A 20,021-nucleotide genomic window follows, 5' to 3' on the forward strand; every position below is an offset into this window, starting at 1 on the left:
GCGCCAGGTCGAGTTCTCCTTCTCGGCCGGGGACCGCTGCCCGAACCATCACGGTGCCCGTCTGACGTGGCCACCGATGCAGGAGAGAGACACCCCACATGAACAAAGTCATGCTCGCCAAGCCGATCCAGCACGAGACCGGATTGCTCGGAGTGCCCGAAGCGACCCATCAGCCACGCGGACTCGTCGGTAACACTCCGGTGCTGTGGATAGGCCAGCCGTTGGCATCGGCCGGTCGCGGCTTCTGGGCCAAGCTCGAAGGATTTAACCCTGGCGGAATGAAGGATCGGCCCGCGCTGCACATGGTTCGTTGCGCGGAGGAACGCGGCGACTTGGCACCTGGCGCGCGGATCGTGGAATCGTCCAGCGGCACCCTCGGCCTCGGCCTCGCACTGGCGGGCATGGTGCATCAGCATCCGGTCACCGTAGTAACCGACCCCGGCCTCGAGCCGATCGTCGCGCAAATGCTGGCTGCCTACGGCGCGAAGGTCGACATGGTCGCAGAGCCGCACCCGACCGGCGGCTGGCAACAAGCCCGCCGCGACCGCGTGACTGAACTGCTGGCGCAGGAATCCGATGCTTGGTGCCCCGACCAGTACAGCAACCCCGACAACGTCGACGGCTACGAGTCGTTGGCACTCGAGCTGATCGAGCAGGTCGGCAACGTCGATGTGCTGGTGTGCGCGGTCGGTACCGGCGGCCACTCCGCCGGGGTCGCACGAGTGCTGCGTCGCTTCAACCCGGCGATGAAGCTCATCGGCGTCGACACCATCTCCTCGACGATCTTCGGCCAACCAGCAGGACCACGGTTGATGCGTGGACTGGGGTCGAGCATCTTCCCCGCCAACGTCGACTACGCCGCCTTCGACGAAGTTCACTGGGTCGCACCCGCCGAATCGGTGTGGGCTTGCCGAACTCTGGCCGCGACCCACCACGCCACCGGCGGGTGGAGCGTCGGAGCCGTCGCCCTGGTCGCCGGCTGGACAGCTCGCGTCCAAGAGGCAGGTACCCGCGTCGCAGCCGTGTTCCCGGACGGACCCCACCGCTACTTCGACACCATCTACAACGACGACTACTGCACTGAGCACGGATTGCTCGACGCCGCGCCACCGGTCGAACCCGACACCATCACCCACCCCACCGAACGGGTTGTGCAGCGTTGGACGCGCTGCACAACGGTGTGGAAGCCGTCCGCGGAGGAGCTCGCATCGTGACAGCATTCGCCAAGTTCGCGAGCTTCGATCGACCCGCACAGCTGCTGATGGTCAACCAGTTCGGCATCAACCTGGGTTTTTACATGTTGATGCCGTTTCTCGCCGGTTACCTGGCAGGCCCATTGGGACTCGCCGCGTGGGCGGTCGGGCTTGTCCTGGGCGTTCGCAACTTCTCCCAGCAGGGCATGTTCCTCATCGGCGGGACACTGGCCGATCGACTCGGCTACAAACCGCTGATCGTCGCGGGCTGCCTACTGCGGACCGGCGGGTTCGCGCTGTTGGTCTTCGCTGACTCCCTGCCCGCAGTGTTGATCGCCTCCGCGGCGACCGGCTTCGCCGGTGCGTTGTTCAACCCCGCGGTGCGCGCGTACCTCGCGGCCGACGCCGGTGAACGTCGCGTCGAGGCCTTCGCCGTGTTCAACATGTTCTATCAGGCAGGGATCCTCGCGGGCCCGCTGGTAGGGCTGGCGCTGATGACGGTCGACTTCCGGGTCACCGCGGGCGTCGCCGCGATCGTGTTCGCGGCGCTGACCATCGCCCAGCTGTTCGCACTACCCGCTCGCAAGGGGGAAACCTCGACGGCGAAGACGTCGGTTCTCGATGACTGGCGCACAGTGGTGTCCAATCGCCGGTTCCTGGCGTTCTCGGTGGCCATGATCGGCTCCTATGTTCTGTCGTTCCAGGTCTATCTGGCGCTGCCGTTGCAGGCTGAGTTCATCGCAGGCGCGCAGTCCCAGACGCTGGTCTCGGCACTGTTCGTGGTCTCCGGCGTGGTCGCGGTCGCCGGCCAGCTACGCATCACCGCATGGTTGCGGGCCAGGTGGGGTCCGGGCCGGAGCCTGGTCGCCGGAATGACCGTCCTCGCGGCGTCGTTCATCCCGCTGATCGTGGTGCCGACTCCGAGCAGGTTCGGAACGATCGCCGCCGTCGCAGCCCTGTTGATCACGACGACGCTGCTGGCGATCGGCACCGCCGCGGTGTTCCCCTTCGAGATGGATACCGTCGTCACGCTGTCCGGCGACAGACTCGTCGCCACGCACTACGGGTTCTACAACACCGTCGTCGGCGTCGGCATCCTTCTCGGCAACCTCGCCACTGGTGTCGTCGTAGGCGCCGCCCGCGACGCCGGAATCGACTGGGCGGTCTGGGCGGGGCTCGCCGCCATCGGTGTCATCTCGTCCTACGCGCTGGTCCGATTGGAAAGAGCCGGCGAGCAGCCCGCCGCCTCGGCGGTGTATCGCAGCGGACGCCACCGGCTCCCGGCAGGGCGCCACCGGCGCGAGGAGCGCCCCGCGCCGACTCGGTCCAGCCCGCAGCGGACGAGTCCGCAGAGGCCCAGCCCGTCACGCACGAGTCCACCACCACGCCCCCGCCCGACCATCGGCGATGACCGCCGCCGCAATCCCGCAGGTTCACCAGCGGCCAGGCGGTGAACCGCCGCGGCCACCGAGTCAGGAACGCCACATCCGGAATTGAACGCCGAGGCCCCCCAATCGGGTCCTCGGCCATCCGACATTTCTGACCATGACAAGGACATATGACATGAACACCATTCTGCGGCGGATCGCCCTCACCACCGGTGCCGTCGCGGCCGCGACCGTGCTGGGCGTCGGCGTCGCCTCCGCGCATCTGGCAGTCGAGGCCCCCGGGGCGAAACAAGGTTCCTCCACGGTCCTTTCGTTCCGGATCTCCAACGAATCCGAGCAAGCCTCGACCACCACATTGACCGTCGAGGTGCCCGGTCTCAAGACCGCACGCACCGAGCCGATGCCGGGCTGGGACGCCGTCGTGCAGCGCGATCCGAACAAAATGGCCACCTCGGTGACCTGGACGGCAACACCCGGCGCCGGCGTCGGGCCGGGCCAGTTCCAACGGTTCGTCCTCTACGCAGGTCCCCTGCCCAAGCAGGACACTGTCGCGTTCAAGGCGGTGCAGACCTACAGCGACGGCAAGGTCGTCACGTGGGATCAACCTGCCACCGCTGGTGCGGCAGAGCCGGAGTTCCCGCTGCCCGTCCTCGCTTTGACGGCAGCTGAGCCGGGCGACGGACATTCCCACGGCACCGAACCCGAGAAGCCGCAGGCAGCACCCCACGCCGAAGCCGACACCGAAACCGACTCGGCAGCACGCTGGCTCGGTATCGGTGGACTCGCGCTGGGTGGGCTCGGCGCTGTCGCGGGAGTGGGCGCCCTTGCCCGCACCCGTCGCAATTCTGAGTAGCCGATCTGCCCACGGGCAGGCGTGATATCGGCGCCGGGTTCACTATCGAACCCGGCGCCTTTGCCTTGTCCGGTCGATCGGGCTACTCGACGATCGCCGCTACGTAACCGAGTTCCGCGATGGCCGTGACGATGTCGTCAGGGCTGCTCAGCGCGGGGTCGAGTTCGACGGTGGCACGGCCCTTCTTCATCGACGTCTGGGTGGTGCGAACGCCGGGCAGGTCCTCGAGTGTGTCGTCGACGAGGAGGGCACAGCTACCACAGTGCATGCCCTGGATCTCGAAAGTATGTGTTGCCATGGAATTTCGGGCCTTTCAGGAGATGGTGACGATGCCGGAGTACATACCCATGCCGCAGCTGTAATCCAGGCGGCCGGGCTGCAGAACGCCCAGATCGATGCGAGTTTCGCCGGTCGAAGGCAGCGTCTTCTGGATGTCGAGTTCGGGGATGATCAACGACCGAATACAGCCCTGGGTGCCTTTGGTCTTGATGACGAGGGTGGTCGGAATGCCGGACTTCACTTCGGCGTTGCCGGGGCTGTAGGCGCGATTGCTCGCGGCGATCGTCACGGTCTGCATGCCGTCGGCGATTACCGCGGTACTGGCGTCGGCGGGGGCCGGTTCGACCCCGACTGTCGCAGCCAACCGGCTCGCGGCCAACGGGGAACCGGCCAACTCCAAGCCACCGTTGAGGGTGTAGAGGCCCATGAGCAAGACGACCACACCGGTGGCGAAAGCCAATCGTCCGCGCCAGACGGTGGCGGCTACGCGGGCCGCGTAGCCGAGAACAGCGAACAAGGGGCTGGTACCGAGAACGAACACCGCCATTGTCGCCGCACCCCACCACGGCGATCCCGAAGCCAGGGCGAGAGCTTCCACCGACAGTGTTACTCCGCACGGGATGAGGATCGTCAACATACCGAGCATTGCCGGCGCGACAGCGGACTGTGAGCGGGTCCGCGTGCGAATCAACCGCATCCAGGAGGCAGGCGGTTCGATAACGATGCCACGGAATCCGGGGACTCCCAACTGCGCGAGGCCGAAGACGACGATCAATAGCCCGGCGCCGATCTGTAACCAGGTGCGAGTCCCGACCGACAGTTCGAAGACGCCACCCAGCGCGCCGAGCAAGGCGCCGAACACAGTGTGCGAGAGAAGCTTTCCGGCGAGAAACCCACCCACTGGGGTGAGGTCGTCCCCGATACGGCTACTCCACCGACGCAGCGCGGGCGCCTCCGTAGTGGACGAGGCAGAGGCCGGGGACAAAGCGGTGGCGCCCGCAGCGGCGGCGCGCTGGCGGGTGATCAATCCGGTGAGCAAGCCGCCTTGCACTGCGGCGCAGGAGACACCACCAGCGAACAGGCCGGTGACCAGGACAGGGAAAAGGTTCACGAGAAGTACTCCTGTGGACAATAGAACGAGATCGATGTGGACCGGCACGGGAATGTCGGCCGACGGAGGCCAGGTGCCGCCGGTTGGCGAATCGGGCCAGCGTGCTCTACGTACGCAGGATGCAGAGTTCGTGGAGGCTCGGTTTCCGTATCGGAATCGTGCGTCGCGGTAGCACTCGGCGCCGGTAGAGCACAGGCAGCGGAGTGACGGTTGTGTCCGGCCGCACCGTTAGAAGCGCGCCCAGCAGAGCCAGGAATACCGCGAGGCACGCCATCACCACGTCGACAGTGGTCGGCGAAAGCCCTTCGTACTTCACGTCAACCGCCGGCTCGGAATGGTCGGCGACGATCGCCTCGTGGGTGCCCTCCCCTGTGCGGTGGACGCCGCTCGTCGGCATCGCGGCAGTCGGCGCAGCGGCCGTGGCAGTGGGCCGCGACTGTTCCATCGTCATCGAGCTGGTCGACATCGCGGCGACATGGCAGGGACTGCCTTCGATCATGGCGATCGCGAACAGGGCCGCGAACACCGCGACGAACCGCGCGAATCCGACGCGGCTCAGTGTCGGGGCAGCACTCACCCCGCAGATACTACTAACTAGGTACGTAGAACCGGCAGGCGGCCGGTCAACCGCCCTCAGCCACCCCACCGCGCGATGAGCAGGGGTGCGTTCATCTGCTGATTGATCTGGAGCGCGACCGTCGCGACAAGCAGAACTGGAAGGTAGACACGCCGATCGACGGCAATGTTCACCCATCGTCCGGTGCGCATGCCGATAGCGGCCCGGATCAGCGCTGCCACCGCGATCGCCATCAGTAGCGGCCCAGCGGGGTTGTACCGCAGCGCATCCCAGACCTGCCCATGCAGCAGCAAATACCACGACCTCGTCCCTCCGCAGAACGGGTCCATGATTCCCAGCTGATGCAGCGGGCCGTGCAAGTCCATCGAGGGGATTCCGAACAGCACCAAGACCAGCGCGCCCACCGCCGCGACGAGTGCCGACCAGGTCAACCACCGATGCCCGTCGGACGACTCGACCGATATATGCGCAGGCCGCGCCACCATTGCGCGCGTCGGTCCTGCACCGACGCTTTCGCGTGCATCCGGTTCATCCATGATGCCCCCTCGATCCGACGAACTCATCTACTACATGGGTACACAGACAGTAGTCGATCGCAGAACATTCCGCCCCGACCGAGGCAGAGACCGCTAGCCGGGCTGACACACTCCGAGCCCGATCACAGCGACGAGCGTCGCGATCATGGGACCGGCAAGAACTGTGGCGATGATCAGCGCTGAGACGATGCCGACCATCGAGCGGCCCACTGGGGAGGCGGACGCAAGCCGAGTCACACGATCAGCGAGTCCGACTTCGGTCGCACCGAGCGTGCTTGCACCGTTCGAGTCGGCCAGGGTGAGCAACGCCTCGCGAACGGTTTCCCGACCATGCGAGGCGGCGGCAACATCGTCGGCCGACATTTCGACGAGACGGGCAACCTGAGCCGCCCCGACAGTGAACAGATCGATCCGCGGGAACGCCCCGGCCAAAGCGCGCGTAACAGCAAGGAGAAGGTGGTGCTTGCCTGCGAGGTGAGCACGCTCGTGTGCCAATACGGCCGCGAGGTGCGCTTCGTCGAGTGCGGCGACAATTCCCTGAGTGAGGACAATCGTGTGCGGATCCCCCGCAACCGAGTACGCGGCGGGCTCTGGATGATCGATGACAACGGCATCGTGACCAGCATGCGGTCGCCCGACGATCCTGGCGGCGCGCGCGTGCCCATGGGTCACCGAACGTGCCCGCACCAGTGCACGGCCCACTCCCCCTATCAACACGACCCCTGCGGCAACGCCGCACGTCACCAGGACCAGCAGGCCCATCTGGACAGCTGTTCCATATTCGCCGATCGCCGCGTCGTGGAGCTGATCAAAGCATCGACTCAGGTTGAGATGCTGGTCGGCGAGCATGTCGCGGACGACATCCGCGATAACGAAGCCGATCGCGGCCACCCAAGCCAGCACGACCGACCCGATCGCGCTGAGCCACGCGATCAAGCTCAGGCGCGGGCCGACACCGCAGCGCGTCGACCGAATCAGGGTCGGCGGAGCGAGAACCATGACGACCAGGCTGTAGACGAGCAGGCAGATAGCGACGCTCATCGTCGGTCACACTTCGACGCCACCGGCAGGGTCGGCAACGACTGCACTGCTGGCACGAGGGGACTCCTTGCGGATCGAGATCCGAGGTCAGCGACGGATCAGAGAGGCGACTTCATTGTATCGACCCCTCGCCGAGTACCTCCGGCACAGACAGGGTCGAGCCCCTTTCCTCCATAACCGGCAATGTTGCGTCAACCGGCAACACCATCTACTGTCTACTAACGTAGACAGTAGATGCTTGCGTCAGCAGGACGAGCTGGCGCGAGACGCTCCCTCCTGGGGCGTCGACTGCGGCGGAGATGGCACGATCCCCTCATCTCGTGCGTTCGCCGCGATCACCTGAAGTGGGGCGAGAGATTGTGGCGATCCGGCCCCACTTCAGGACAATCCCGTCAGTCAGAACCCCAATGCTGTTCCATCACAATGCCTTTGCTGGCCATCCAGGGCAGTGGGTCGATCTTGACACCGTCCTGATCCCAGATTTCCAGATGCAAGTGCGGGCCGGTGGAAATGCCGCGGTTGCCGACCGAAGCGATCACATCGCCGGCGTTCACTCGCTGACCTTCCTGGACATAGATGTCATTGATATGGCCGTACACGGCGGTTGTTCCGTCGTCCTGCCCGACACGAATCCACTGACCGAATCCCGATGCCGGACCGGCTTCGAGCACCGTCCCGCCGAGAGCGGACCGAATGGGCGTTCCCAGCGCATCCGCGATGTCTACACCGGAATGGAATTGACCCCATCGCGCACCGAATACAGAACTGATGTCACCAGCCAACGGCAACGCCGCTGGTGGCGCGACCGCTTGTGACGGAGCGGGAATCACCTGCTGCTGCAGATCCTCGATGAACTGTTCTGCCTGAGCGAGCGGACCAACGACTTCCACTGGCAGTCCAGCTAATCCGAACGGCGCGGCAGCAGGTTCGACGCCATGGGCGACATCCGGAGCCAACGGCGCGGCCATCGCGACTTGCGTCGACGTACTGAGTAGGGCTCCGGCAGCCGCCGCGACACCGACGGCCACCTTGATTCGGCCATCCGGCGCAGGTTCGGCGCGATGCCGACCCGACCGCCTGGAGTCGGCGAGTAGATGTTGAACGGACAGGGAACCAGAAGTCTTTCGGTGATGTGACAAGGCTCGTCCTCGGGTCGATCGGCGAAAGGCGCCTCGACCAGGTCGTTGCCGACTTATCGACAGCGACTTTCGGCGCGCGGCGTGATAAGAACTGTACCGATCCGTGACCGCCCCGCAACCATTACGTCAGCACCGCAGACCGAACCCTTCGACTCAGGTAGATAGGCAACTCACCTGCGGATATCTACTATTTTATGCAGTAATGGATGCGTTCACCCAACGAGCGCGTCACTGAATTTTGTTGCTATGCAAGGCATTTCAACATTCAGTGATCTGCGTCACTTTTTGGATTGAACATCACTACTGTCTAGATGCATAGTTTGGGCTCACCGCCAGCCGGGCGGGGACAGTCCGTCTTGCCGCTGCCGTCGGCGGTCCAACCATGTCCGGCCCGAATCGCCAGTACCCCCCGCGGCTCGGGCGGTCGACCTCGCTCGAGTTCGTCGCAGTAGATCTACCATCCGGCTTAGTACGTAGCCGAATACGAACACAAGCTTCCCCGCCCCGGGCGGATGAACTTACATGTGGATGACACTGGTCACGTTTAGCCAACCATCCGATGGATCACAAACGCTATAGAGTCACACCACGCATCAACTTTGCGACTTGCAGGGCATCCGAACAAATGGGCGACCACCTGCGCTTCACTCGTCGACCGGACCATCCTGCCGACCATGTAAAACGCCATCGACGCAGATTGCCCGATCGATCGTCGCGACTCCCGAGCAACGCGGGCGCAGGTCGAACCCGTTGACAAACTTAGGTACTGCTTACCTAAGCTCTCGGCCCATGACAGTGATAGGCACATCGCATCGCTCCCCGATGCGGCACCCGATCGTGGTGCTCGCATTCGGGGTTGCGGCATTGGCGCTGTGTGCGGGGTTGAGCCTGGCGCTCGGCTCTCGCGACATCTCGGCGCCCGCGGTGATCGATGCGCTGCTCAGCCGGGTTCATGGTCGCGACGCGGCGGTGATCACGGGAATGCGGGTGCCGCGGACTCTCGTCGGGATGGCAGTGGGCGCGGCACTCGGGTTGGCCGGCGCGATAGTGCAGGGAGTCACCCGCAATTCACTGGCCGCGCCGACCACTCTGGGTATCAACGCCGGGGCCGCGCTCGCTGTGGTGACCGCTATCTACGCGCTGGGTCTTTCTCAGCCCGGCCAGTATGTGTGGTTCGCCTTCGCCGGTGCCGCCGCTGCCGCGCTGTTCACCCTCACCCTGGGCAGGCGGGCAGGCGGGGTCGACCCGATTCGGCTGGTCCTCGGCGGCATTGTCGTGCAACTGGTCTTGGCGTCCTGGACCTCCGCGGTACTGCTGTTCAGCGAGCGCACCCTAGACGAGGCTCGCTTCTGGCTGGTCGGATCGATTGCGGGACGAGACCTCTCGATTCTGATTCCGCTCCTTCCCGCTTTCGTCCTCGGTGCGATGATCGGCCTCGCGATCGCCGCCACACTGAATACGCTGGCACTCGGAGACGAAGCCGCGGCAGCGCTCGGTGTGCCGGTCGGGCGGATCAGGGCCGCCGGCATGGTGGCCGTGGTGCTGCTGGCCGGATCGGCCGTCGCGGTCGCCGGGCCCATCGCGTTCATCGGCCTCGCCGCACCGCACCTGGTCCGGTTGGTGCTGGGCAGCGACCATCGTGTGCTCATCCCTGGTTGTCTCATCGCCGGGCCACTGCTCCTGCTGGCAGCCGACGTTGTCGGCAGGCTCATCGCACCCCCGACCGAAGTAGAGGTCGGCATTGTGACTGCCTTCGTCGGTGCTCCGCTGCTCGCGGTCCTCGCAAGCCGGAGGCAGATCCGATGATCGCCCGAACTTCCTTGTCTCGCTGGATGATTCCAATCGTCGCGACGACGTTTCTGCTCGCGCTGGCCGCCTTGGCCATCGCCGCGCTCACCGCGGGCGAAGTGTCGATGAGCGCGGCGACCGCTCTGGCGGCCGCGTTGGGTTTCGGCGATCGTGGCGACGTCTTCGTGGTGCAGGAGTTCCGTGCGCCGCGGTTGGTCGCGGGCGTCATCGCGGGCGCGGGCCTGGCCGCAGCGGGCGCAGTGCTGCAACGGCTGTTCCGTAATCCGCTCGCTTCGCCCGATGTGATCGGCGTGACCGGCGGTGCTTCGTTCGGCGCCGTGATCGTGCTCGCGGCCGGGGCGAGCCAATCGGCGATTCCGTTGGCCGCGCTCGCGGGTGGGATGTTCGCCGCGCTCGCGCTCGGCGCGATCGGCTGGAAGTCGCAGTTGTCGACGGCCCGGCTGGTACTGGTCGGGCTGGCGATTCAAGCCGGGCTGGCTGCCGCCGTGAACCTTGTCATCGTCCGGTTCCCCAAGGAGCTGGCCGGGTCAGCGATGCGCTGGACCGCGGGCTCCCTCTATGGCCGGACCTGGCCGGAAGTGAGCGGAGCGGCGATCGGTTGCGTGCTCGTGATGGTGCTGCTGTACGCGCAGTACCGGACCCTGGCGGTGCTCGACCTCGGCGACGACTCGGCGGGTGCGCTCGGGATCGGCGTGGATTCCGCGCGGCTGCGATTGCTGATCACCGCGGTGGCGATGGCGGCGCTCGCAGTCGCGATCTCGGGTCCCATCGTGTTCGTCGCCCTGGCGGTGCCGCAGATCGTGCAGCTGCTGTGCGGGCCACCGACGCCCGCGACCCTCGCCGTCACCGCACTCGCCGGGGCAAGTCTGCTGGTCGCCGCGGACTTCACCGCCCAACATCTGCTACCGGTCCACGGACTGCCGGTGGGAGTCGTCACCACCACCGTAGGCGCGCCGTGGCTGCTGTGGCTGCTGGTCCGCGACAGCGGCCCGGCGATCAGGAGAACCGCATGAACGAGAGCCGAAACGAACTCACCACGCACACGCTGTCGTTGAGCTATGGCGATCGTGTCGTGGTCGACGGGCTTGATCTGACGCTGCCAGGCAACGCCGTCACCGCCATCGTCGGTCCCAATGCCTGCGGAAAGTCCACACTGCTGCGGGGACTCACCCGGCTGCTGCGCCCGGCGGGTGGCACGGTCACCCTCGACGGCGCCGACATCCATCGGCTCCCCGCACGCGCCCTCGCGCTGCGGCTCGGGCTACTCCCCCAGCAACCGGTGACACCGGAGGCGATCACGGTCGAGGCGTTGGTTCGGCTGGGCAGGTATCCACACCAAAGGCTTCTGCGTCCGTGGTCGGCGAGCGATCAAGCGGCCGTCGAAGACGCCTTGGCCCGGACCGCGACCGCACAGCTGCGTGCCCTCCCGGTCGATCAGCTTTCCGGTGGCCAACGCCAACGCGCTTGGATCGCCTTGGCTTTGGCCCAGGACACCGATCTTCTGCTCCTCGACGAGCCGACCACCTTCCTCGACCTGCGCCATCAGCTCGACGTGCTCGACCTCGTCACCGATTTGCACGCAGAGGCGGGACGCACCGTCGTCATGGTGCTGCACGACCTCGGTCAGGCCGCCCGCTACGCCGACCATCTCGTCGTGCTGCACGAGGGCCGTCTGGCCGCGGCGGGACCACCCGCCGACGTGCTCGACGCCGACCTCGTACGCACCGTCTTCGACGTCGACTGCCGCGTCATCCCTGATCCCGAGACCGGAACGCCGCTCGTCATACCACGCAGCCGCAGCGCCCGAGATACCAGGTCCGGGCGCGATACCACCGCTGTCCGGGCCTGACCCCGACCTTTTCACTCGCGACACCCGATTCCGGCTCCGTCGCGTTCGCTCCATGAGAGATGAGGACCAGCCATGTCCATTCGGTGTTTCCGCCTGCGCGGATCCCGTCGTATCGGCGCTGCGACAGCAGGTGCCGTGATCGCTGTCTCGGCACTCGTCGGTTGCGGAACTGACTCCGCTACAACAGCTCCCACGGTGTCCGCCGATGAGACGGCGTCGTTCCCTCGCACCCTGGAGACCGCCAAGGGGCAAGTGACGATCCCCAGCGCGCCGCAGCGCGTGGTCGTCCTCGACACCGCCGAACTCGACTCGGTCACCCTGTTGGGAGTCACCCCGGTGGGCGCGGTCGTCCCGCATACCAAGACCGGGGGTGGCTTCCCCGGTTACCTCGCGAGCGGTCTCGACAAGGTCAGCGATGTCGGCCCTCTGCTGGAGCCGAATCTGGAGCGCATCGCCTCGCTGAAGCCCGATCTGATCCTGTCCTCGAAGGTCCGCCACGACAAGATCTACGACAAGCTCAGAGGTATCGCGCCCACGGTTCTCACCGAGACCACCGGCGGCCCGTGGAAAGCAAACCTGGCGGTGCACGCCGCTGCCCTCGGCCGTGATCAGGCCGCGGCGACCGCCCTGCGCAAGTACGAGGACCGAGCCCGGGCCCTCGGCGCGGCGATCACAACCGCACACCATGACACGGCGCCCAGCGCCTCGGTCGTGCGGTTCCTCGCGGGGCCGACCCGGCTGTACCAGAGCACCTCGTTCAGCGGCGTCGTCTTGGCCGATGTCGGCCTGAATCGGCCCGCCTCGCAGACCTCGACCGACCCCAAGAAGACGATGACCGAGGTCAGTCCCGAGCAGATCGACCAGGCCGACGCCGACCTGATCTTCGTCGCCACGATCGACGACCCGGGCAAGACCCCGAAGAACGCGGTGACCAGCAGCCCTGTGTGGAAGGACCTGCGCGCGGTCCGCGACGGCAAGGTCTATGAGGTTCCCGACGAGACCTGGATGTCGGGCATCGGCGTCCAGGCGGCCCAGCGGATGCTCGCCGATATCGCCCAGGCCACCGGCGTGGCACTGCCCACCGAATAGGTCCGCCCGCCGAACAAGACGAAAGGGTTGCCGTGCAGCTCTATCTGCTCGCATTGAATCCCACCGACTCGGTGTCGGACGGATATCTACCCGCCGCCACCGCGCTCGGACTCGACGTCACGATCCTCAGCGACGATCCCGAACCGCACCAGGCACGCCACCCCGGCGTCGACGCGGTCCGCTGCGATGTCCGTGATCCCGAAACGGTCATCGCGGCGATCGCCGCGGGTCCCGCACCTGCCGCGGTCTTCACCAACAGTGACCATCTGCAAACCCCGGCCGCTATCGCCGCCGCGTATTTCGGTCTGCCCGGCAAGGACTGGCGCGCGACGCTGCGGGTGAACAACAAGGCGGAGATGCGTCGTCGGCTGGACGCGGCAGGCCTCGGCGGGGTCTGGTCGGCCGAACTCGGTCCGCTGCAGGACCCGGCGACGCTGGCCGATCTCGCTGTGCCACTGCCCTGTGTGGTCAAACCACGCGAAGGAGTGGCCAGCGAGGACGTGTACCTGGTGCACGATGTCGAGGAATTGGTGCTGCGCGGCAAGCACATTCGAGAGCGGCGTCCCGGGGTGCCGCTGCTCGTGGAGGAGTACTTGCCCGGTCAGTTGTTCACCGTGGAAACACTCGGTGACGGCCGACGGCGGCATGTGCTCGGCGGATTTCGCACCACACTCACCGCACCACCGCAATTCATCGAGTTGCGCCATACGTTCGTCGGCGCGCACCCGCCGCACATCCTCGGCCAGGTATGCGATCAGCTCGACGCGCTCGGGGTCGGATTCGGTGCCTGCCACACCGAGTTCGTCGTGGACCAGGGTCGTGCCCGGCTCATCGAGGTGAACTATCGCACCATCGGCGACCAGTGCGATCTGGCGCTACGTGACGTTGTCGGCATCGACCTGTTCGAGCACGTCCTGCGCACCCACCTCGGGGAACCGCTCGCCGCCGATCTCGGGCTTCGCACCGGCTTCGGTGCCCGCGTCGATCACGTCTGCGCCGCGGATTCCGGCACGTTGCATGCCGCTCCCGCGGCGCTGACCCACGTTGTCGACGGTGTCGACCTCACCTATCGACCGCTGCGTGCGATCGGCAGCCACCACCGGCTCACCCTCACCAATCGTGACTATGTCGGCGTCTTGCGCACCGTAGGTCCCGACAGCGCCACCGTCGACCGCGTCGCCGACCACTTCCTGACCGAGCAGCGCTGGGAGGTGCACCCGTGACCGCGCCCGCCCACCCGAGTCCTATCGATCCCCTCCTTCTGCCCGACGCCGACGAATCCGCTCTGGTGCGGCGCATGCTGGCGACGATGTTGCGCGAGGACGTCCTCGGCGTGCGGACCCGGTCGAGCACCGAGACCAGGCCCGACGGCCGGTGGTTACGCCTGACCCGCACCGTCGGCACAGAGTCGATCACCGTGTGCCTGCCCGTCGAGCCCGACGGTTTCCTCTGCACCGACACCGTGCGAGAGCCGCAACTGTGGCGCGAACCCGACGGCACCCGATTCGATTCGGTGGCCGGAGTCGTCGGTGTGTTCGCCGACCTCGCCGATCCCGTCGACCGGAGTGGATTCGACGATTTCGGCGCCGAATGCGCGAGCGCGTTGTCTGCCATGCGACTACATACCGCGACCCGAGGCCGCACCACCGCGCGGCTCATTGCCACCTACGGGTGTCAGCTCGACCGATGGACCGGCCCGGCCGCCCTCGGCTTCGACACCCTCGCCGCGCGCCACGACCACCCCGTCTACCCCGCCGCCCGAGCGCGCACCGGGCTGACCACCGAGCAATTGCGTTCCTACGCACCAGAATTCCATCCCACCTTCGCCTTGCGCTGGCTGGCGGTCCCCGTGGAGCAGATCACCATCGTCGGGACTCTCGAACTGCCGGCGTTCTGGCCGACGCCCGCCCAGCTCGGCGCCCCGGAGCTGTCCTCGACACACGTGCTGCTACCGGTCCACCCGCTCAGCATCGGCCCGACCCTCGATCAGGCAATCCGATCACTCGGTCTCGACGGCCGTGCGGTGCTGCTGGACACCGAGTTCCTCGACGTCGTGCCGACCTTGTCGATGCGGACCGTCGCCTGCCTCGACGCGCCCGGCGAATACCTCAAGCTGCCGCTGACCACCGCGACACTCGGCATCCGCAATGTCCGCACCATCCGGCCGAGGACCCTGTCCGACGGCGCACTGTGTCAACGGCTGCTGACTACCGTGCTGGCCGGGGAAGCTCGCTTCCGCGAACGGATTCTGCTGGTGGACGAGAGCATCTACGCCCAGGCCGCCCACGAGCTGCTGGCGGTGCTGTGCCGGCGTGACCCGCCCGCGGTGCGCGGCTGCGTCGTCGTCCCGATGGCGGCCCTGCTGTGCCGCGCACACGACGGCCGCCCGGTGATCGATCACCTGGCCGACCGCTTCTACGGCGGCGATGTCATCGCCCTGTTCGACGCCTGGCTCGAGCTGCTGTTCGACTGGCAGGCCACGCTGTTCGGATACGGCATGGCGCTGGAATCACACCAACAGAACATCTCCCTCGTCCTCGACGACCGCGGTGGCCCCACGCTGCGCCTGTTGTTCAAGGACAACGACACCCCGCGCGTGCACACCACCCGGCTGCGGCACCGGCTCGGCGACGAACCGGCGGCCTTCGCCGATCCCCGGATCAATGTCGATGACGACGGGCCACTCACCGACCTGTTCACCACGATCACCGTGCATCTGTGTGCCGGGGCTTTCGCGTTCGCTCTCGCCGACCTGGGTCGGGCACCGTTGTCCGACCTGCTCGGCATGGTCCGCGACCGGCTCGAGCAAGCCATCGCGCGCCTGGACACCCCGTGTGCCGACCGGTTGCGCGCCGACGTGCTGGAAGCGCCGTCGCTGCCGGTGAAAGCGATGGTCAGCGCCGCCACCTTGTTCAGCAAACAGCGCAGCGGTGCCGTGGATGTGAACAAGCACTACACGAGCGGACCCAACTATCTGCGTGACGGAGCGGCGCGGTGACCCGAGCGCCACTCGCCCCCACGCCGACCACGCAGGCCGGGCGCGGAAATCAGATCTACGCGGTGGCGGGATGCTATTTCGTCGCGTCCTTCGCGGCGCTCGGTCTACCGCCGTACCTGACGACGATCCTGCCCGAGCTCGGCGATCCGACGGCGCGGTGGGCCGGAGTGCTCTATGTCGTGCCTACCGTGTTCGGCGGTCTCGGCGCCCCACTGTGGGGCAGGCTCGCTGATCGGTACGGCCAGAAACGATTGCTGCTGCGCGCCCAACTCGGACTCGCGGCCGCGTTCCTGCTGGCCGGGTGGGCCGACTCACTGCCGCTGTTCGCCGCCGCACTGATCCTGCAGGGTGTACTCGGCGGCACCTTCGCCGCCTCGAGTGGGTATCTGGGTGCTTCGTTGCGCGGGCCCGCGCTGGCGCGGGCGCTGACCGTCCTGCAGGGCAGTGCCCGCCTGGCCCTGGTCATCGCGCCCATCGCCGTCGGGGCACTGTCACCGTGGTTGTCGCCGCATCGGCAGTATCTCGTGCTGGCGTTGCTACCGCTGGCTGCCGCGCTGATGCTGGCGTTCCTACCGGAACCCTCGGCCGGTGTCGATGAGCCGTCGCGAGCCGCTACCCACAGCGAAGCCGGCGACACCGCCTCGCTGCGGGCACTGTTCGCGCTGGAATTCGGTTTCGTCTTCGCTACCGTCGTCTCGTTTCCGTACCTGCAGGCGCTCATCGAACAACACCTGCCCGAAACCGGCGCCCTCGTCGTCGGCGTGTTGTTCGCCGTGCCCCACCTCGTGTATCTCGCCACCGCGACGACCGCGCAGCGAGTAGTGCGGCTCGACACCTCGACCCTTGTGATCATCGGATTCGGCTGCCTCGCACTGGGTTCGGCTGGACATCTGTGGGCGGACAACCTGACCGAGCTCGTCCTCACCCGAGTCCTGCTCGGAGTCGGACTCACGCTGTGCCTGCTCGGCCGCAACGCGCTCGCCGCACACTGTGCGAGCCGTCGCCCGGCGGGGCGAATGTTCGGCTCGCTCGAATTCTTCGCCAAGGCCGGGGCGGTCGCCGCCGGTCTCACCGCCACCGTAGTGAACCTCGAATTCGGCCCCGCCGCACCAGCTCTGGCCGGTGCGGTCGTCGCAGCCGCCGCGCTGTCGATCACGACCGGCGCAGTCCTGCGCTCCCGGACCGCCGTCCACTGACCCGATGGAGTCGTCCATGTCGAACACCGCCCTGCCCGAAACGCTGACCGCGCCGTCCGTGCTGCCAAGTGCCGACGACGCCGTCGCCCACACCTTGCTCAACTGCCTGCTGCGCGAGGTGTCCGGCCCCGAAAGCCAGTCCGCCGTGTCCGGTGACCATCTGCTCTTACGGCTTCCACGTCGGGATGTGCTGTTGCGCATCCGGATACGGCGGACCTCACGCATCGGCGCGCACCGCTTCCTCGGCCCGGTCGAGCATCGACACAGCGGGCAATGGCGGCCGGTCGACTGGCAGACCCTCGCCCGCTATGCCCACGATGAGCTCGCACTGCACAACGGTGTGGCCAACGACGAGTTCCTCGCCCAGATCGCCTCCAGCCATGCGACGCTGACCACCACCCTCGAATCGGTACCCGATGTCGGCGACCTCGACTACCTCTCCTCTGAGCGGTCCCTGATATTCGGCCACCGCTTCCATCCCACGCCGAAAGCCCGCACTGGATCGCCCGAGCAATGGGCCAGGTACTCCCCCGAGGTGGGCGCCGGATTCGGGCTGCGCATGCTCGCCGTGCGCACCCATCTCATCGCCGAGGAAAGCAATGACCAGGCGGCGTCGGCCGCACTCGACGATCTCGGACCGACCGTGCCCGTCGGGTATCGGCTGCTGCCCGCCCACCCATGGCAGTACGAGATGATGCGTACCCGGCCCGCCGTGCAGGCCGCCCTCGATCGGGGCGACATCATCGATTTGGGGGTCGGGACAAAACAATTCGCCGCTACCGCGTCCGTACGCACCGTCTACGACGGCACGACATTCCTCAAGTTCAGTCTCAATGTTCGGATCACCAACTGCCTGCGGAAGAACGCGTGGTACGAGCTGACCGGCGCGGTCACCCTCGACCGGATCCTGGCACCGATCTTCGAGCAGCTGCACACCCGCTTCCCCGGCAGCGCGATGCTGCGTGAACCCGCATACCGCAGCCTGGCCCTGCCCGGAACGAACGGCGGCCCAGATCGCGAACTGCTGGAAGGGTTCGGCGTGATCGTGCGCGAAGGGCTGTCGGGACGATTACGCCCCGGTGTCACCGCCTTGCTCGCCGCCGCCGTCGCCGACGAATATCCGACGGGCCCGGCACACATTTCCCGGCTGCTGCCCGATCAGGACGCGGACCAGGCGCTGCGCTGGTGGGACGCCTATCTGGACCTGCTGGTTGCCCCGATTCTCGCCGCGTACTTCGAGTTCGGCGTGGTGCTCGAACCGCACCTGCAGAACGTGCTGATCGGGGTAGACGGCGCCGGACTACCTGTGCAGGTACTGTTCCGGGATCTCGAGGGCACCAAGCTCGTCGCCGACCAGCACGAGGCGGTGCTGGCCGCCCTGTTGCCCGAGGTCGGTCAGCGGATGACCTACGACGCGCACCGCGGCTGGGACCGTGTTGTCTACTGTCTGTTCGTCAACAACATCGCCGACATGCTGGCCGCGCTCGCCGATCTGCATCCCGCACTCGAGACCGTTCTCTGGGAACGGGTGCGCGACAAGGTGTGCGGCTACTCCGCGCAGGCTGGTCACCCGCCTCGCCTCGCCGCGCTGCTGGCCGGAGTTCCGCTGCCCGCCAAGGCGAATCTACTCACCCGATGGGAGCGCAAACCCGATCGCGACGCCGGATACGTCCGACTACCCTCCCCGCTGACGAGCCCACCGCTGTCCGAATACGGAACCAGCGCCCTGGCGGAGCTGACCCGGTGATCACGCTCTCCGACACAGCGGCGGGTTGGGCGAGGACCCTGCCGGATGCCGATCTTCCGGCCTATCTCTACGATCTGGCCGCCCTGCGCGACCACGCCGCCGCGGTGCGCGCCGCGTTGCCCGAGCAGGTGGAGCTGTACTACGCCGCCAAGGCGAACCCGGAATCGCGCCTGCTCTCGGCACTCGCCGGGTCGGTCGACGGCTTCGAAGTTTCGTCGGGAGGTGAACTCGCGCATGTGGCCGGCGCGGTGCCCGGCCACCCACTGGCCTTCGGTGGGCCGGGAAAGACCGCCGCCGAGCTACGGGCAGCCCTCGATCACGGGGTGCATCGCATCCACGTCGAGAGCGTCGGCGAGCTTCGGGCGTTGGGAGCGCTGACCGACCGGGCCGCCCAGCCGGTCGATGTGTTGCTTCGGGTGAATCTGCCGCTCGACTCGCGCACGCTGGCCGACAGCGCCCTGGCGATGGGCGGGCGCCCCACCCCGTTCGGCCTCGATCCACACGATGCCACCGAGCTGCTGGCCGAACTGGCCGGTGGCCGATATCCGGGACTGCGCTGGCGTGGCGTGCACGCCCACCTCACCAGCGGACTGGAGGCACCGGAGCTGGCCACCATCGCGGCCGCGGTTCTCCGGTGGGCGACCGAGACAGCCGATCGCCACGATGTCGCGCTCACCGAGGTGAACATCGGCGGCGGTATGAACGTCGACTACGCCGCACCGGAGCGCCGGTTCGATTGGGCCGCTTACGGCGCCGCGCTCGACGACCTCGTGCAGGCGACGCCGGGGCTGCGGCTACGGATCGAGCCGGGCAGGTCGTTGACCGCCTACTGCGGTTGGTACGCCACCGACGTGCTCGACGTGAAGTCCAGCCACGGCGGCGAATTCGCCATCGTGCGCGGCGGCACACACCACCTGCGCACGCCCGCGACGAAAGGCCACAGTCAGCCCTGCGCGGTGGTTCCGGTCGACGGGTGGGACCAGCCCTGGGCGAGACCACGCGCCGCGACCACGTCCGTCACCGTTGCCGGTCAGCTCTGCACACCCAAAGATCAATTGGCACAAAACGTCTCGTCCGACGTACTGCGGGCAGGCGATCGGATCGTGTTCGGACTCGCCGGCGCCTACGCCTGGAATATCTCCCATCACGACTTCCTGATGCACCCGCCTCCGACATTCCACTTCGCCGACGAGACCGGCGTGAGCCGATGACACCC

At 66.9% G+C, this 20,021-nt stretch carries 18 protein-coding genes; 12 read left to right on the plus strand and 6 right to left on the minus strand.

Annotated features, from left to right (window positions below; all coding sequences use genetic code 11):
* Nucleotides 1-98: 98 nt before the first annotated feature.
* From ATM97_RS16015 to ATM97_RS16025, 3 genes are all read left to right on the plus strand, one after another.
* Nucleotides 99-1,214 carry a PLP-dependent cysteine synthase family protein gene (locus tag ATM97_RS16015; protein WP_218718819.1) on the plus strand — a complete coding sequence of 372 codons (1,116 nt, stop codon included), beginning with the start codon at nucleotides 99-101 and terminating at the stop codon, nucleotides 1,212-1,214.
* Complete coding sequence (locus tag ATM97_RS16020) at nucleotides 1,208-2,647, plus strand: MDR family MFS transporter (protein WP_374104866.1); 1,440 nt, start codon at nucleotides 1,208-1,210, stop codon at nucleotides 2,645-2,647. The genes ATM97_RS16015 and ATM97_RS16020 overlap by 7 nt, the downstream gene beginning before the upstream one ends.
* A 109-nt stretch (nucleotides 2,648-2,756) precedes the next feature.
* Nucleotides 2,757-3,434: a YcnI family protein gene (locus ATM97_RS16025; RefSeq protein WP_218718820.1), complete on the plus strand. Its 678-nt coding sequence runs from the start codon at nucleotides 2,757-2,759 to the stop codon at nucleotides 3,432-3,434.
* Between the two features lie 82 nt (nucleotides 3,435-3,516).
* Here ATM97_RS16025 and ATM97_RS16030 read toward each other — a convergent pair whose 3' ends face one another.
* The 6 genes from ATM97_RS16030 to ATM97_RS16055 all read right to left on the minus strand — a co-directional run bounded on the left by ATM97_RS16030 (nucleotide 3,517) and on the right by ATM97_RS16055 (nucleotide 7,946).
* Complete coding sequence (locus ATM97_RS16030) at nucleotides 3,517-3,732, minus strand: heavy-metal-associated domain-containing protein (RefSeq protein ID WP_218718821.1); 216 nt, start codon at nucleotides 3,730-3,732, stop codon at nucleotides 3,517-3,519.
* A gap of 15 nt (nucleotides 3,733-3,747) precedes the next feature.
* Nucleotides 3,748-4,872, minus strand: coding sequence for a sulfite exporter TauE/SafE family protein (locus ATM97_RS16035; protein ID WP_308248503.1), 1,125 nt, complete (start codon nucleotides 4,870-4,872; stop codon nucleotides 3,748-3,750).
* A 58-nt stretch (nucleotides 4,873-4,930) separates the two neighbouring features.
* The gene (locus ATM97_RS16040) at nucleotides 4,931-5,401 is read right to left on the minus strand and encodes a hypothetical protein (protein ID WP_218718822.1); all 471 of its coding nucleotides are present in this window, start codon (nucleotides 5,399-5,401) and stop codon (nucleotides 4,931-4,933) included.
* Nucleotides 5,402-5,457: 56 nt separating this feature from the next.
* Complete coding sequence (locus ATM97_RS16045; protein WP_218718823.1) at nucleotides 5,458-5,937, minus strand: DUF2752 domain-containing protein; 480 nt, start codon at nucleotides 5,935-5,937, stop codon at nucleotides 5,458-5,460.
* Nucleotides 5,938-6,030: 93 nt separating this feature from the next.
* Nucleotides 6,031-6,978: a M56 family metallopeptidase gene (locus ATM97_RS16050; RefSeq protein ID WP_218718824.1), complete on the minus strand. Its 948-nt coding sequence runs from the start codon at nucleotides 6,976-6,978 to the stop codon at nucleotides 6,031-6,033.
* 392 nt (nucleotides 6,979-7,370) lie between these two features.
* Nucleotides 7,371-7,946 (minus strand): M23 family metallopeptidase, encoded by a 576-nt coding sequence (locus tag ATM97_RS16055; RefSeq protein WP_255587865.1) that lies wholly within the window; start codon nucleotides 7,944-7,946, stop codon nucleotides 7,371-7,373.
* 921 nt (nucleotides 7,947-8,867) lie between these two features.
* Here ATM97_RS16055 and ATM97_RS16060 point away from each other — a divergent pair.
* The 9 genes from ATM97_RS16060 to ATM97_RS16100 all read left to right on the plus strand — a co-directional run bounded on the left by ATM97_RS16060 (nucleotide 8,868) and on the right by ATM97_RS16100 (nucleotide 20,016).
* On the plus strand, nucleotides 8,868-9,923 hold the full coding sequence (locus tag ATM97_RS16060) for an iron ABC transporter permease (RefSeq protein ID WP_255587866.1): 1,056 nt from the start codon (nucleotides 8,868-8,870) through the stop codon (nucleotides 9,921-9,923).
* A gap of 26 nt (nucleotides 9,924-9,949) precedes the next feature.
* On the plus strand, nucleotides 9,950-10,939 hold the full coding sequence (locus ATM97_RS16065) for an iron chelate uptake ABC transporter family permease subunit (protein WP_255587867.1): 990 nt from the start codon (nucleotides 9,950-9,952) through the stop codon (nucleotides 10,937-10,939).
* Entirely contained in the window at nucleotides 10,936-11,775 is an 840-nt protein-coding gene (locus tag ATM97_RS16070; protein ID WP_218718827.1) for an ABC transporter ATP-binding protein, read from the plus strand. The genes ATM97_RS16065 and ATM97_RS16070 overlap by 4 nt, the downstream gene beginning before the upstream one ends.
* Before the next feature lie 195 nt (nucleotides 11,776-11,970).
* Nucleotides 11,971-12,864, plus strand: a complete 894-nt coding sequence (locus ATM97_RS16075; RefSeq protein ID WP_308248504.1) for an iron-siderophore ABC transporter substrate-binding protein — start codon at nucleotides 11,971-11,973, stop codon at nucleotides 12,862-12,864.
* A gap of 32 nt (nucleotides 12,865-12,896) precedes the next feature.
* Nucleotides 12,897-14,087, plus strand: a complete 1,191-nt coding sequence (locus ATM97_RS16080) for an ATP-grasp domain-containing protein (protein WP_218718829.1) — start codon at nucleotides 12,897-12,899, stop codon at nucleotides 14,085-14,087.
* Nucleotides 14,084-15,862 (plus strand): IucA/IucC family protein, encoded by a 1,779-nt coding sequence (locus ATM97_RS16085; RefSeq protein ID WP_218718830.1) that lies wholly within the window; start codon nucleotides 14,084-14,086, stop codon nucleotides 15,860-15,862. The genes ATM97_RS16080 and ATM97_RS16085 overlap by 4 nt, the downstream gene beginning before the upstream one ends.
* Nucleotides 15,859-17,058, plus strand: a complete 1,200-nt coding sequence (locus ATM97_RS16090; protein ID WP_218718831.1) for an MFS transporter — start codon at nucleotides 15,859-15,861, stop codon at nucleotides 17,056-17,058. Before ATM97_RS16085 ends, ATM97_RS16090 begins: the two co-directional genes overlap by 4 nt.
* Nucleotides 17,059-17,074: 16 nt before the next feature.
* The gene (locus ATM97_RS16095; RefSeq protein ID WP_218718832.1) at nucleotides 17,075-18,805 is read left to right on the plus strand and encodes an IucA/IucC family siderophore biosynthesis protein; all 1,731 of its coding nucleotides are present in this window, start codon (nucleotides 17,075-17,077) and stop codon (nucleotides 18,803-18,805) included.
* Entirely contained in the window at nucleotides 18,802-20,016 is a 1,215-nt protein-coding gene (locus ATM97_RS16100; protein ID WP_218718833.1) for a type III PLP-dependent enzyme, read from the plus strand. Before ATM97_RS16095 ends, ATM97_RS16100 begins: the two co-directional genes overlap by 4 nt.
* The last annotated feature ends 5 nt before the right edge of the window (nucleotides 20,017-20,021 follow it).

Origin of the sequence: Nocardia sp. MH4 (genome assembly GCF_019266065.1) — a bacterium.
GTDB lineage: Bacteria > Actinomycetota > Actinomycetes > Mycobacteriales > Mycobacteriaceae > Nocardia > Nocardia canadensis.